At 64.6% G+C, this 13,775-nt stretch carries 16 protein-coding genes; 6 read left to right on the forward strand and 10 right to left on the reverse strand.

What is annotated here, in order from left to right:
* From ACI8UR_RS10885 to secF, 5 genes are all read right to left on the reverse strand, one after another.
* Window positions 1–566 (reverse strand): PAS domain-containing protein (locus ACI8UR_RS10885; RefSeq protein WP_415087867.1); only part of this gene is annotated, 566 nt, incomplete at its 3' end.
* A 93-nt stretch (window positions 567–659) separates the two neighbouring features.
* A complete protein-coding gene (locus ACI8UR_RS10890) occupies window positions 660–1,466 on the reverse strand; it encodes a TrmB family transcriptional regulator (protein WP_411715104.1) in 807 nt (268 codons plus the stop codon).
* Between the two features lie 90 nt (window positions 1,467–1,556).
* A complete protein-coding gene (locus ACI8UR_RS10895) occupies window positions 1,557–3,173 on the reverse strand; it encodes a DUF255 domain-containing protein (RefSeq protein ID WP_411715103.1) in 1,617 nt (538 codons plus the stop codon).
* Window positions 3,174–3,252: 79 nt separating this feature from the next.
* Window positions 3,253–4,851 carry a preprotein translocase subunit SecD gene (locus ACI8UR_RS10900; protein ID WP_411715102.1) on the reverse strand — a complete coding sequence of 533 codons (1,599 nt, stop codon included), beginning with the start codon at window positions 4,849–4,851 and terminating at the stop codon, window positions 3,253–3,255.
* Entirely contained in the window at window positions 4,848–5,705 is an 858-nt protein-coding gene (gene secF / locus ACI8UR_RS10905) for a protein translocase subunit SecF (protein WP_411715101.1), read from the reverse strand. Before secF ends, ACI8UR_RS10900 begins: the two co-directional genes overlap by 4 nt.
* A gap of 132 nt (window positions 5,706–5,837) precedes the next feature.
* Between secF and ACI8UR_RS10910 the strand changes: the two genes are divergently transcribed.
* Window positions 5,838–6,641 carry an MOSC domain-containing protein gene (locus ACI8UR_RS10910; protein ID WP_411715100.1) on the forward strand — a complete coding sequence of 268 codons (804 nt, stop codon included), beginning with the start codon at window positions 5,838–5,840 and terminating at the stop codon, window positions 6,639–6,641.
* On the opposite strand, the gene ACI8UR_RS10915 is transcribed toward ACI8UR_RS10910, so the two are convergent.
* Window positions 6,638–7,096 (reverse strand): DUF5812 family protein, encoded by a 459-nt coding sequence (locus ACI8UR_RS10915; RefSeq protein WP_411715099.1) that lies wholly within the window; start codon window positions 7,094–7,096, stop codon window positions 6,638–6,640. The genes ACI8UR_RS10910 and ACI8UR_RS10915 overlap by 4 nt on opposite strands.
* Before the next feature lie 56 nt (window positions 7,097–7,152).
* Window positions 7,153–7,683, reverse strand: a complete 531-nt coding sequence (locus ACI8UR_RS10920) for a hypothetical protein (protein WP_411715098.1) — start codon at window positions 7,681–7,683, stop codon at window positions 7,153–7,155.
* A gap of 93 nt (window positions 7,684–7,776) precedes the next feature.
* Here ACI8UR_RS10920 and ACI8UR_RS10925 point away from each other — a divergent pair, with 93 nt between their 5' ends.
* On the forward strand, window positions 7,777–9,063 hold the full coding sequence (locus ACI8UR_RS10925; RefSeq protein ID WP_411715097.1) for a glucose-6-phosphate isomerase: 1,287 nt from the start codon (window positions 7,777–7,779) through the stop codon (window positions 9,061–9,063).
* A 1-nt stretch (window position 9,064) separates the two neighbouring features.
* Here ACI8UR_RS10925 and ACI8UR_RS10930 read toward each other — a convergent pair whose 3' ends face one another.
* Window positions 9,065–9,835, reverse strand: coding sequence for a lysostaphin resistance A-like protein (locus tag ACI8UR_RS10930; RefSeq protein ID WP_411715096.1), 771 nt, complete (start codon window positions 9,833–9,835; stop codon window positions 9,065–9,067).
* Window positions 9,836–9,934: 99 nt separating this feature from the next.
* On the opposite strand from ACI8UR_RS10930, the gene ACI8UR_RS10935 reads away from it, so the two are divergent.
* Window positions 9,935–10,066 carry a CopG family transcriptional regulator gene (locus ACI8UR_RS10935; protein WP_411715095.1) on the forward strand — a complete coding sequence of 44 codons (132 nt, stop codon included), beginning with the start codon at window positions 9,935–9,937 and terminating at the stop codon, window positions 10,064–10,066.
* On the opposite strand, the gene ACI8UR_RS10940 is transcribed toward ACI8UR_RS10935, so the two are convergent.
* Together ACI8UR_RS10940 and ACI8UR_RS10945 are read right to left on the reverse strand one after the other, a co-directional pair.
* Complete coding sequence (locus ACI8UR_RS10940; RefSeq protein ID WP_411715094.1) at window positions 10,063–10,518, reverse strand: NOB1 family endonuclease; 456 nt, start codon at window positions 10,516–10,518, stop codon at window positions 10,063–10,065. The genes ACI8UR_RS10935 and ACI8UR_RS10940 overlap by 4 nt on opposite strands.
* Before the next feature lie 6 nt (window positions 10,519–10,524).
* Complete coding sequence (locus ACI8UR_RS10945) at window positions 10,525–10,764, reverse strand: PRC-barrel domain-containing protein (protein ID WP_411715093.1); 240 nt, start codon at window positions 10,762–10,764, stop codon at window positions 10,525–10,527.
* A gap of 103 nt (window positions 10,765–10,867) precedes the next feature.
* On the opposite strand from ACI8UR_RS10945, the gene ACI8UR_RS10950 reads away from it, so the two are divergent.
* From ACI8UR_RS10950 to ACI8UR_RS10960, 3 genes are all read left to right on the forward strand, one after another.
* Window positions 10,868–11,377, forward strand: coding sequence for a plastocyanin/azurin family copper-binding protein (locus tag ACI8UR_RS10950; RefSeq protein ID WP_411715092.1), 510 nt, complete (start codon window positions 10,868–10,870; stop codon window positions 11,375–11,377).
* Window positions 11,378–11,448: 71 nt separating this feature from the next.
* Window positions 11,449–13,257, forward strand: coding sequence for a translation initiation factor IF-2 (infB, locus tag ACI8UR_RS10955; RefSeq protein WP_411715091.1), 1,809 nt, complete (start codon window positions 11,449–11,451; stop codon window positions 13,255–13,257).
* Window positions 13,258–13,410: 153 nt separating this feature from the next.
* Window positions 13,411–13,775 (forward strand): hypothetical protein (locus ACI8UR_RS10960; protein WP_415087868.1); only part of this gene is annotated, 365 nt, incomplete at its 3' end.

Here is a 13,775-nt window from a genome sequence, read left to right on the forward strand (position 1 = left end):
GGTCGGTCGTCCGGATGGACACCGTCCAGAAACCGGAGCGGCTCCGCACGAACCGCATCGGTCGACTGGCCCCAGACGTCCTCGAAAGCGTCGTTGACGAACAGCAGCTCAGACCAGTCTGCGGAGAACATCCACAGCACGTCGTCGGCGTGGGCAGCGAGTTCTTCGAGCCATTGTTCGGTTTCGCGTCGATTCCGTTCCGCACGCTTCCGAGCGGTGATATCCCGCGAGGTGACGACGTAGCCGTCGAAGGCCGATGCTGACCGGTTCGATAGCCGGCTTTCGACCCAGACCCACGAGCCGTCCTTGGCCCGGTGGCGGTACTCGACGGTCGCTTCCGTCTCCGCATCCGCTTCGATGAGCTGTTCGAACGCCGCCCGCATCTCCGCGCGGTCGTCTGGGTGCATACACTCGAAGGCGCTCATGCCGACGAATTCCTCGGGCGTGTAGCCCAGCACGCGCTCGACGGCTGCGTTCACGTACTGGTAGGTGCCCGCCTCGTCGACGACCACGACCTTGTCCTGTGTGTGGTCGAGCAGCGCAGTCTGGGTCTCTAAGTCGTTCATAACGGGGATGAGGGCATCTTTCCGACCAGTTCGCGGGAGATGCCGTTATGTAATAGCAGAAATACACAGGGCGATATAAGCAGTCCGGCGAGATTAGAACGTGAGTTCCTGGGCTTTCTCCCAGCGGGGTTCGAACTCCGAACGGACGCTCTGGGCGAACTCGCGGTCTTTGAGGTCGATCATCGCGAACACCTCTTGGCTTTTCAGGGGGTGTGGCACCTCGATAACGACTTCGTTTTCGTCGATGAGGGTGAACGTTCCAGAGACGTTTTCGCTCGTGCGAACGGAGAATCGGTCATGCTCCATGAGCGAGGCGCGGTAGCGCTCGCCGATGGACTCCGGTAGTACGGGCACGAGGTCGGGACGCATCAGGAGTCGAACCTCGACACCACGATCCAGGGCATCGCTGAGTTCGTCGAGAATCAGCGTTCCGACCGTGTCGATATCGAAGAACTGCTCGGTGTACGTCGACAGCACCATGACGATCTGTGAGTCGGCGGCCGAGAGCCGCTCGACGAGGAGGTCGACGGTCTCTTCGGGGCCGACAGACGCCGTCCAGAACGTCTCCTCGACGGGGTCAGCCGTTTCGAGTTCGCCGGTGAGCTCGTCGACGATGTCCTCGTACTGGGTGGCTTTCTCCTCCAGTTCCTGTTTCTTGTCGTCGAGCAGGCGGTCGAGCGCCGTCGTTGGTTCGACGGCGACGTACTTCTTGGGTCGAGAGGCTGACTGCGACCGGACGAGGTTGTACTGTTCGATACTGTTGAGGACGTCGTAGATCCGCCCCATCGGGACGTCGCTGACCCGGGACAACTTTTTGGCGGTTGTGGGCCCCGTTTTCAGCAGCGCGCGATAGGCGCGGGCCTCGTACTCGGACAAACCGAGGTCTCTGAGACTTGCCATTGTTACGTCTCTCCCTCTCCCAGGTTATAAACACACCGCAAGTTTAGGAACGGTTTGAGTTGTTGTTACGATACTGACCGTATCGGCGATTCAGGGCGCGGGGCCGTCCGCAGCCCGTTCGAGCAGTTCGTCGGGGGTTTCCGCCGGTTCGGTCGCCTCGCCAGCCCGGACGGCAACCGCGTCTTCACGGGCTTCGGGAACGACGACCTTCTCGTGGTCGGCGATACGGAGCGCAGCGCGGTGGAGGTCACTCCCGGCCTGCGGCGTCCGAACGACCAGCGGGTCGTAGTGGGCTCGGGCTGAAGCTGCTGCATAGCCAGCGACCTCGATGCCCATTCGCTCGTAGGCGCCGGCAAAGGCCGCCAGCGCGTCGGTCGCGATCTCGTGGTACCGGTCGTCGTCGGTGAGCGCCCACAGATCGAGCAGGGCGTCGGCCATCTCGGCGTTCGTCTCCAGCGGGCGCAACGGTCGGTCGAGCAGCCCCGCACCGGTGGGGTCGCCGTCCATGAACGAACCGTCGGCGCCAGCGAGGCGGTCGATGGCGTCGTCCGCGATCTCGCGTGCGGAGTTGAGCCATCCGTCAGGGCCGGCCACCTGCGCGGCAGCGGTGAGGCCGGAGAGGAGACGGGCGTGGTCTGCGAGCAGCCCCGTCTCGCTGTCGTCGCCATCGAAGTGGGCCACGCGGCCATCTTCGACGAGCGTCTCAAGAGTGAACTCTAGGGCTCGCTCGGCGTATCGGGTGGCGCCTTCGTGGTCGGTTATCGCGGCGAAGCGGAGTAACGCCTCGGCAGCCATGCCGTTTCGGTCGGCGAACACCGTCTCGTCGACGTGCGGCGGCTCCGTCTCCTCCCGCTCGGTCGGTTCGAGCAGGTAGTAGTCGCTCGCGGCCTGGCTCGCGCCGAAGGCATCGCCCGTCCAGGCCGTCGTCGTCAGGTAATCGACGGTGCCCTCGGCGACCTCACGATACGATTCTTCACCGGTGTAGAGATAGCCGTTCGTGAACGCCCGCACCACGGCGGCGTTCTCGTCCGTCAGTTTCTCGCGATGTGGTTCACCCCAGCTGCGGGTCTCGGTGAATCGATAGAAGCCGCCATCATAGGTATCGTAAAGGTGTGTCTGGACGGCTTCGAGCGTCCGAGTCGCACGCGTTCGGTCGCGCTTGAGAGCGAACTCGACGGTTCGGGGCAGCGGGAACTTCGCGCCAGTCCCCCAGCCGCCGTACTCGTCGTCGAAGGAGGCAGCGATCTGTTCGACCATGTGGGCCTCGATGTCGGCTGTCACCTCGCCGCTCGGAAGGTCAGCACCGGAGAGCGACCGCGGCACGCGGCCGGCCGAAGCGCCCTTCGCGTCCCAGGATTCCCGGACGCTATCGAGGATCTGCCGGAGTCCGTCGGAACCCAGATACGTCGCCCCGGAGAGGACATCGCCGTCCGGCGTCAGGAACACCGTCGTCGGGAACCCACCCATGTTGTACCGCTCGCGAACGCGAGGGGTCCGGTCGACATCGACGCGGACGGGAACGAAGCTCTCGCCGATGTGGGCGGCGAGTTTCGGGTCGGAGTACACCTCCTCGTCCATCTTTTCACACCAGTCACACCACGGCGCTGTGAGCGAGCACAGCACCGGCTTTCCGGCGCGGTCGGCGGCGTCGAAGGGCTCTTCGCCCCACTCGCGCCAGTCGACCAGCGTACCGTCTCGGAAGGTCATACGAACGGTTTCGTCGGCAGGATGGAAAGCGCTTCGAACTCGGCAGCAGTAACGGCGACGGCAGCGAAATGGAACGGCGTCAGTCCTCCAACACGAGCACGCGGAGGATGTCACCGTACGCGGGCCGGGTGACCAACACACCCAGGAGGACGCCGATGATGGTGATGATGGCGAAGCCCTGGAGGTCACCCAGCGACAGCACTGCAAGCGGTGACATGGCGATGATGGTCGTCGCCGCCGCGGCGCCGATGACCCAGAACGCCTTCCTGAACCGCGATTCGAAGACGCGTGAGGTCTTCACCTCACCCTGTTGCATGATCTCGTCGGCGATTATCACGAGATCGTCGACCCCCGTTCCGATGACGGCGATGAAGCCGGCAATGTGAGAGAGGTCGAGTGGCAAGCCCACCGCAGCGGCGAAGCCAAGCAGGAGATACACCTCCGCAGCGGCGGTCAGGAGCATCGGCGCCGCGACCTCGGGGCGCCGGTAGCGGGCGAACACCACGAGGGCGACCGCGAGGACTGCGGCCGCGCCGGTCGCGAGCGACAGCGTCTTGAACCGGTCTGCGAGACTCGGCAGGAGGAAGTACGTCGTCCCGCGGTTCTGGATGTCGAGTTGCGTCGGCAGCGAACCGGTCTTCAGATTGATTTCGAGCTGGCGGGCGTCCTCGAAGCTCGTCGTCGTCGACTGGTAGGTCGGTCGGTCGGCGAAACTGCCGTCGCGGAACGAATCCGCGAGGCCGTCGGTGACGCGTGCCGCGAAGACGACGTCTCCGTCGAGCACCGTCAGTAGACAGCGACCGGGGTTGTTCGCCTTGTTCTCCGCAAGGGACTGTTCGAGGTTGTAGTTGCAGACGGTACCGCCCTCCTGGGCGAAGCCGAACTCCCGCATCGCCTGCTGGAAGCCCTCGGCGGAGCTTTCCGTCAGCGTGACCGGGACGTACGCCCGGCCGCTGTCCTGCGTTGCGCTGCCGACCTGGGCGAAGTCATCCTGGCTGAGCAGGGAGACGTTCCGATACACCGTCTCGTTGTCCCGCTGTTCGGGGAACAGCGCGACGGTTTCGACCTGGCCGCGGTCACCGATGAGTTCGATGACCTCCTCGCGGTCGGCGCCGGGCACTTCAACGAGGATGAACTGCTGGCCCGGGGAAGCGACTTGCGTCACCGTCCCGCCACTGAGGCCACTCTGGTCGATCTTGCTTTCGAGCACTTCGACCGTGTCCTCGCGTGTTTCAGCGGTGACACCCATCCGGACATCCTCCTCGGTGACCGAGAAGCCGGCTTCCTGCAGCGCGGCCACGAACTCCGCCTTGGTGACGTTGCCGATGTGGCGGTCTGCGAACACCTCGACGGTGCCGCCCTGGGCGTCCGCGCGGACATCACCGGCACCGAGGCCGAGCTCATCCTCGACAGTGCGTTCGATATCTCTCGATTGGTCGGGTTGGAACTCGAGTCCCTCGGCGGTCATCCCGACGAGTGGTGCCCGAACCTGGGTGCCGCCGGAAAGTTCCAGGCCGAACTGGAGGTTCGTAAGCGTCGACTGCGTCGCGGCGTCGCTTTCGTTCGTAACGTTCGCGTCGCTGCCGCCGCCAGTCGGGGCGAACACCGCGACGGAGCTCACGATGACGAAGAGAACGAGCAACCAGATTCGCCAGTTCTCTCTGGGACTGAGTTTCATGTCGCGATCCCCTCGTATTTGTAGTAGCGAAGCAGGCTCACGTTGAGTAGGTAGGTGTTCATCAGATCAGCGGTCAGGCCGAACACGAGTACGATGCCGACCTCCGGAAGCAGCGGGATGGCGAGCAGCGAGGCGACGATGGTCATCACGATCATCGCCGCGATGGAGGTGACTGTCATCGTCACCCCGGTTCGCATTGCCCGGAACGTCGAGGTGTAGAAATCACCCCGACGCCGGAGGACGTGGTTGTTCAAAAGCAGGTCGGAGTCGACGCTGTACCCGATAAGCATCAGTAGTGCTGCGACTGTCCCGAGCGAGAGCTCGATGTTGAACAGTCGCATCAGCGCCAGTGGAATTATGATGTCGGAGAACGCCGAGGCGACGACGGCGATGGAGGGGATGAACGTCCGAAACATGAGGAAGACGAGTATCGCCATGCCCGCGAACGCGATGCCGATCCCGAGAACCGCCTGGCGCTGGGAGTCGGCCGCGAAGCTCGCAGACCGCTCCCCGACGGATTCGATCTCATAGCCAGCCGACTCCGCCTGGTCGATGAGCGGGTCGGCGTCGTCCGTCTGGAACGTCACCTGGTACGTCCCCGACTGCCCGGAGATGGGCGTAAGCGAGGCGATCTCTTCGTCGAACGTTGCTCGAATCTCCTCGGGCGAGTCGTCAGTGACGATCTGCATCTCGGTGCCCCCGGTGAACTCGATGCCGAGCGACACCGGCGAGCCGACAAGCGCCGTGGCGAGGGCGAGAATGCCGATAGATACCACCAACATCGCGAGCGGTATCGCGACCAGCTCACGGTTGGTGTACTCCGAATAGTCGACTGTCGGTACCGACAGGTCCATGCCTTCGGGTGTGCGGCCACCGTGAATAAGGGTTATCGTTCGTCGTTCACCCGACAGGGCGTCGTTCCAATCGCGCGGCTCGTGGCGGCCATCCCGAACCGTTAATCCGGGGGCGCACCACACGAGTCGGTAATGGCGACGCCGACGCTCGAACGCATCATCGTGTATCCGGTCAAATCGCTCGACCCCCACGACACCGCAGAGCGGGTCGAGATACGACCCGACGGTGGCCTCTCGTACGACCGCACGTTCGCTATGGTCGATGCCGACGGCGACTACCTCAACGGCAAGAACGACCGTCGGGTTCACGAACTCCGGTCGTGGTTCGATCTGAAGGCGGGGCGGTTGACGCTCCGGCCGAACGACGGCAACCCCGTTGCCTTCGACACCGACAACCGCGAGGCCATCGAGGCGTGGCTGACCGACTACTTCGAGGAACCGGTTTCGTTGCGATACGACGAACACGGGGGGTTCCCCGACGATACGCTCGCTTCGGGCCCGACCGTCATCTCCGAGGCGGCGATTCGGGAAGTAGCGGGCTGGTACGACGACATCACGCCCGAGGAGATGGAGCGGCGCCTCCGGCCGAACCTCATCGTCTCCGGCGTCAAGCCCTTCTGGGAAGACCGCCTGTATCGTGACGAGGAGACCGCCATCGGATTCCGGATTGGAGATTGTGAGTTCATCGGCTCGAACCCCTGTCGGCGCTGTGTCGTTCCGACACGTGACCCCGACACCGGCGAGGAGACGCCCGGGTTCCGGGAGACGTTTGTGCAGAAGCGAGCGGAGACGCTCCCGGAGTGGGCGTCCGAGGCGTGGTTCGACCACTACTTCCGGCTGATGGTGAACACGTTCGTGCCGGAGGCGACGGTCGGAAAATCGCTTCGCGTCGGCGATGAAATAGCGATTCTCGGCGAGCGGCCGTACCCCGCTTAGGGCAGGTAGCGAACGCTGACGACGCCCTCGGCGCTCCGCACCTCGACGCGCTCGACGCCGAGTTTCGCCGCCCGGACGAGCGTCCCCTCGTCTTCGAGGACGTCCGCGGCGGCGTCTTCTGTCTGCGCTTCGGGCACCGTCAAGACGTGGAGCTCGCCCGTTCCGGCCCGTTCCTCTCGGGTGAGCTCACCGTCGGGCTGGTCGGCCGCGATTTCACGCTCCTGTTTCGTCGGCGGTTCCGGGCTGTGCTCAACGCTGAGAGTGCGGCGTTTTTCGAACTCGACGAGCTGGGAGGTCACCTCCATCGGTGGCTCCGGTTCGACGGTACCCGCGATGAGGTCGTTGACCGCGAGGCCGGGGTTGCTGCCGAGCGTGTGTACCTGCCCGCGGTCGATGTCTTTCAGCACCGCCGACGAATCGTCGGCGTGCGTCACGAGAAAGCGGCTTTCTGTCATTGGAGGAGAAAGGCACCGCGGCCTTTTCGGCGTTTCGCGGGAGGGTGTGGCATAGGTCACCGAAGCCGTCGGTGGACGAGATATATCAGAGCGGCGCCGGCCAGCGGAATCGTCCACGAGAGTGCCTCTGGGAGCGCATACAGCGCCTCGACGAGCGGCGCGGTCACGCCAGTTGGCTCCGGTCGGGGCGTCACCTGTCCGTCGAGTTCGAACTCCGCAGGCATCGACGCGATGGCGCCGAGATACAGCGTGAACGTATAGACGACGCCGGTCGCCCCGAGGGCGGCGTCGTAGGGAGCATCACTTCCCCCACGGCGGATACGGCGGGCCACGAAGAGGACGGGTGCGACGAGTGGCGCCACCACGAGGAACCCCAGGAGGATGAACACCGAGCGGACGAACGTGATGGTTCCGCTGGCGCTCCCGGTCGTCGAGGCGACGGTGACGACGAGTGCGAGCGCGAAAAACAGCGTGAGTACAGCGACCAACACCCCGCTGACAGCGGTGTAGGCCCGAAAGAGCCGCGAATCGCTGTGGCGGAACGCGTAGGGAAAGGCGCCGAGGAGGCCGCCGTATTCCTCGCTCATTGGTCGCCGTAGGTGCCTATGGCGAATAAACGACGCGGTCGCGGCGGGCCGGGCATCGTCAACACCTTTGTGACCGGGGCCGCGTCTACGGGTATGTACGTCGACATCGGCAACGCGTTAGCGGCCGAGGCGACCACCGGCGTTTCGGAGGCGTCGCTGGAGCGCCTCGACGAGCGCGTCGCCCGCGCCCACGAACGAGTCGAGACGGGTATCGAGGCCCGCGAGTTCGGATACACGAGCCTCGCGTTGCCGACCGATACCGACCCCGAGGCGATTCGGGACGCCGTCGCCGGCTTCGACCCCGAGGCCGTCCTGACGGTCGGTATCGGCGGCTCGTCGCTCGGTGCCGACACCATCACGAGCGCGCTCGGCCTCGACGGCCACCACACCCTCGACAACGTCGACCCGGAGCACACACGGCGGCTGCTTGAGCGACTGCCGCTCGATTCGACGCTCGTGAACGTCGTCTCCAAGTCCGGCACGACGGCGGAGACGCTCGCGAACTTCCTCGTCGTCCGAGAAGCGATGGCCGACGCCGGCATCGACTGGACGAACCGGACGGTCGTCACGACGGGTGAATCCGGGCCGCTCGCCGACCTCGCCGTCGAACACGACCTGCCGACCTGTTCGGTTCCAGAGGGCGTTCCAGGTCGTTACTCGGCGCTGTCGGAAGTCGGCCTGCTGCCCGCGGCGGCGCTCGGCGGCGATATCGAAGCCGTCCTGGCGGGCGGCGCCGCGGGTCGGGAAGCGCTCGAACCGTCGCTGTTCGACTGCCCGGCCTACGCGTACGGCGCAGTCGCCTACGCTACCGAACAGCGCGGTGCGACGACGAACGCGTTCGTCCCTTACGCCGAAGCCCTGGAGCCGTTCGCCGAATGGTTCGCCCAGCTGTGGGCCGAAAGCCTCGGGAAAGATGGCCTGGGGCAGACGCCCGCCCGCGCTCTCGGGGCGACCGACCAACACTCCCAACTGCAGCTGTACCGCGCCGGGCGCCGGGACAAACTCGTCACGCTCGTCCGCCCGCGCGAGCGCGACGACCACGAGATTCCGGCTACCGAGATCGAGGAGTTATCGTATCTGAGCGGCGGCGGCCTCGGGGAACTCCTCGACGCCGAGTTCGAGGCGACGGAGGCGTCCCTGGCGGATGCTGGCCAGGCCAACATCCGCATCGAGATCGACCGCCTCGACGCCCACGGTATCGGCGAACTGCTCTACGGCATGGAGGCTGCGACCATCCTCTATGGAGAACTGCTCGGGGTGTCGACGTTCACCCAGCCCGCAGTCGAGTGGGGGAAACGCGCCGCTCGTGGGCTGCTCGGCGCCGGCGACTTCGAGGAAGCAGAAGCCGTCGAAGACAAGACGGAGCTGCGAATCGAGTGAGTTAGAAGCCGAAGCCAGGGATACCGACGATTTCGGCGTAGTTGACGCCGAAGACGGCGGCGTTGTAGATGCCGTGGGTCAACACCGGAATGACCAGGTTACCCGTGTACTCGTACACGAAGCCAAGCACCGCAGCGAGCGGCAATATCGCGAAGACGACGGTCGTAAGGGTCGTTCCCGGGGCGGTCGTCGAGAGGTACGCCGGGATGTGGATGGCGGCAAACACGATAGCGGAGACGGCCACTGCCGGCGCGAAACCGAACGTCTCCCGGAGTCGCGTCTGGATGACGCCGCGATAGAGGAACTCCTCGACCGGCCCCGTGACCAGAAGCGAGAGCGGAATAAAGAGGAGTGCGACGGACGGATTCGCCTCGATGGTGTCGGCGATGCCGTGTTCCGCGAGCGGCAGGCCGAGGACGTTCGCAAGGCCGGAACTGCCAGCGACGACCGCAAAGAGGACGACCGTCGCCAGCGCGACCCATCCGAGGTCACGGAAAGCTGGCCGTTCGATGCGGACGTACGACAGCGGCAGGCCGCGGGATTCGAGGTACAGGTAGCCGACAGCGACGAGGCCGATACCCTGCCCGACCAACTGCAGCAGGTTCGCGCTCGGCGATGTCGACGACAGCGGGATGACCGCGCCGACGAGCGAGACGGCGATGAGAGCGACCAGAACGCCGACGACGAAGCCGACGAGACCGAGGCCGGCGGCACCGGCGACGGCAGCGATTGGCGACCACCGGACGGTGGCGGGCGAGGCGGAGCCACTCATTGTCCACACTACTGGCTGCCGAAGGATTAACCTTGTCAGTCTCTCGTCGGTCGTTCGTCTGACGGGAATTTAACTCCCCCGACCATGTAGGGTGTTGTCATGCCTCAGTACACCCTGATCTGTGACGACCAGGTCGCCGAACAGGTCGAGGGGCTGGCCATCCAGTACGGCCTCACCGAGCAGGAAGTCCTCGAACAGCTGGTCGATACCGGGCTGGAGGAGCTCGATTAGGGGCGTTTGCGTTCGAGGTCGCTACCACAAATCTCACACCGCTCGCGGTGCTCGTCGAACGTCCGACCACAGCCTTGACATTGGAACTGCCAATCGAGGCGTTCGTCGATACCCTCCTGGGCGATGACCTCGACGTGGATGTCGAGTTTCTCCGCGACGTTCTGCATGGCGTAGTCGTCGGTGACGAGCGTCGCATCGAGTTCGAACGACGCGGCGAGCAAGCGAACGTCGGGGCGTGAGAGTTCCTCCGAATCGCCCGTTTCACGCGCCGCCCGCTCGACGCGCTCTACGGTTCCGGGATCCGGAATGTGAATCCGCATGCCCGACCCTTCGAGTGCGTCGAACCGATAGCCCGCTTCGTCTTCGAGTTCCTCTCGGACGAGCGGGATCGTCGCCTTCTGCTCTTCGGTCGTGTAGTCGTTGATGAACGCCGACGAGTCGAGAACCTGCATTGAAAATCAGCGCGCGACGACGATGGTGTCTTTCACCGCCTGCACGCGGCTGACAGGTACCAGGTAGTTGCCGTGTTCGTCATGATCGAACTGGGTGGACGTCGACCGTTCACCGGGGTCGACAACGAGTCGCTGCAACGACCCGGTCTTCAGATCCATCGTGATGTTGTACAGCGTACCGAGGCTTGCACCGTCCGAGCCCATCACCTCTTTCTCCGAGAGGTTCTCGGCGAGTACGTCTGGCATGTGCCCCGCTTGAGGTCGATTCGCTATCAACGTTCGGGTCCGCCGTCGCAAATACGGCGGGAATCGGGTCAAGGTTGAAGCGTCTCCACCGGCAGAGCACAGTATGGAACGCAGACGCTATCTCCGGACTGTCGCACTCGCTGGAACCGCCATCGGCCTCGCGGGCTGTACCGGCGACGACGGGACACCCACCTCTGAGTCGACATCGACGGCGACGCCGACCGATACCGCCGAGTTGACCGACACGCCCACCGAAACCGAGACCGCGACCGACACAGCCACCGAATCTTCGACGCCGACGGCCACGCCACCGGATACCCCCGACCAGCGTGTCAAGGTCGGCGATGGCCTCCGGTTCGACCCCGATTCCTTCGAGGTCTCGGTCGGCGATACCGTCCTCTGGGAGTGGGTCGGCGGCGGCCACAACATCAAATACGACGAGGGCGATGTGCCGGACGGCACCGACTGGAACGGTACGGACGGGAGCCGAACGACGACGTACGGCGAGGGGCACAACCACTGGCACACGTTCGAGGTCGCCGGCCAGTACAACTACTACTGTGTGCCCCACCGGAGCAGCGGTATGACTGCCCAGTTCACCGTCACGGAGTAATCGCGGAGGCGAGACGACATTGAAACCGTTATATGCCGGCGGCAGTGAGACGGATACAAGAGGTCTCTTCTATGTCTGACGCCGACACCACCGACGCCGGGGATGCAGCGGAGTTACGGACGCCTATCGTGGCCGTGCTGGGCCACGTCGACCACGGGAAGACGAGCCTGCTCGATGAGGTTCGCGGCTCCGCCGTGACCGCGGGCGAGGCCGGTGCCATCACACAGCATATCGGCGCGACGGCCGTGCCGCTGTCGACGATTTCCGACATCGCGGGCGCCTTGGTCGACCCCGACGACTTCGATTTGCCGGGGCTACTTTTCATCGACACGCCGGGCCACCATTCCTTCTCGACGCTGCGCTCTCGTGGCGGAGCCCTCGCCGACATCGCGGTCGTCGTCGTCGACGTCAACGACGGCTTCCAGCCACAGACCTACGAGGCCCTCGACATCCTCAAGCGAACGCAGACGCCGTTCATCGTCGCCGCGAACAAGATCGACACCGTTCCGGGCTGGAATCCGAATCCGGACGAGCCCGTCCAGCAGACGCTCGAGAAACAGAGCGACCGCGCGGAGTCGCGGCTCAACGAACAGCTCTACGAGATTATCGGCCAGCTCTCCGACGAGGGCTTCTCGGCGGACATGTACTGGCGCGTCCAGGATTTCCGGGCGAACATCGGCGTCGTACCGGTCTCCGCCGAAACGGGGGAGGGCGTCCCCGATCTCCTGACCGTCCTCATGGGACTCTCCCAGCGCTATCTCAAAGAGGAGATGTCCATCGACATCGGGGGGCCCGGCGTCGGGACGGTGCTGGAGGTCAAAGAGGAGCGCGGCTTCGGAACGACGATCGACATCGTGCTGTACGACGGCACCGTCCGCGCTGATGACACCATCGTCGTCGGCGCGAAGAACCAAACCATCGTTACGGACGTCCGGGCGCTGCTCCAACCCCAGCCGCTCGCGGAGATTCGGACGGAAAAGCAGTTCGAGCAGGTCGACGAGGTGCGGGCCGCCGCAGGTGTGAAAATCGCCGCACCCGACCTCGACGATGCGATGGCCGGCGCCCCGGTTCGCGTCGTCCGCGACCGCCCGCTCGAAGAAGTCATCGAGGAGGTCGAAGCAGAGCTCGCGGAAATCGACGTCGTCACCGAGGAGGAGGGCGTCGTCGTGAAAGCCGATACGCTCGGATCGCTGGAGGCCATCGCGGCTGCGCTCGACGACGCCGAGGTGCCCATCGTCCGCGCGGAGGTCGGTGACGTCGCACCGCGGGACATCGCCGTCGCCTCGACGGCCGACGAGCCGAAACACGAGGCCATTCTGGGATTCAACGTCGACGTCCTCGACGACGCCGAACGCGAGGCCGAGGAGAAAGACGTCGAACTGTTCGTCGACGACGTCATCTACCAGCTCGTCGAGGGCTACGAGGAGCACATCGAGGCCATCGAACGCGCCCAACAGGAGCAGGTGCTCGACAAGATCAAGCGGCCCTGCCGCTTCCGGGTGCTGCAAGACCACGTCTTCCGGCAGTCGAATCCCGCCGTCGTCGGCGTGGAGGTGCTCAGCGGCACGCTGAAGCGAAACTCCCACGTCGTGAAATGGGACGGCAACGAGGCCGAGCGCATCGGCGAACTCAAATCGCTGCAAGCCGCCGGCGAGGACATCGACGAGGCGCGGGCGGGCGAGGAAGTCGCCGCGTCCATCGACGGCCCGACCGTCGGCCGACAGATCGAGGAGGGCGACGAGCTCTGGACGGAACTGCCAGAGAAACACGCCAAAATCCTCGAACAGGAACTGGCCGACGACATCCCGGCTGACGAACTCGAAGCGCTTCGGATGTACCTCGAGAAGCACCGCAAGCGCGACCCCTTCTGGGGGAAGTGACGAGTCCTGTGACGGCTATCTGACACCCGAAGGTATATTTCGTTGCTCTCGCCGTATCGTGGTATGACGGGTCGCCAGGACGACGACGAACCAGATCGAGTCCATCGCTGGTCTCTTTCTCGCCGTCAGGCACTCGCTCTCGGGACTGGAGCGATGGGCGGGCTCGCAGGTTGTTCAGAACTCTCAGGCGATCTCGGCGGATCGAGCGAACAGACGACCGAGGAACAACGACCCAGCGTCGAAGAGAGTATCGTCACCTCCGCCGAGTACGGCATCGACGAAGTCTCGCTGGAACTCGACCTCGGCGGGAGAGACAAGAGCAGTGTCACAGAGTCGTACTGGGAGCAGCAAGACTCGTTTGCGGGCACGCTCCGTCTGTACGCTGCTCCGAATCTGAAGCTCTCCGACGAGACGATCATCGCCGAGCAGTCTATCGACCAAACCGAGTCGGTCGCAACTCACACACTAGAACCCGACTGGACCCTCGGATACGCCCAGCAGCTCCGTTTCACTATCGA

It is taken from the genome of Natronomonas sp. (assembly GCF_047616845.1).
Lineage (GTDB): Archaea > Halobacteriota > Halobacteria > Halobacteriales > Haloarculaceae > Natronomonas.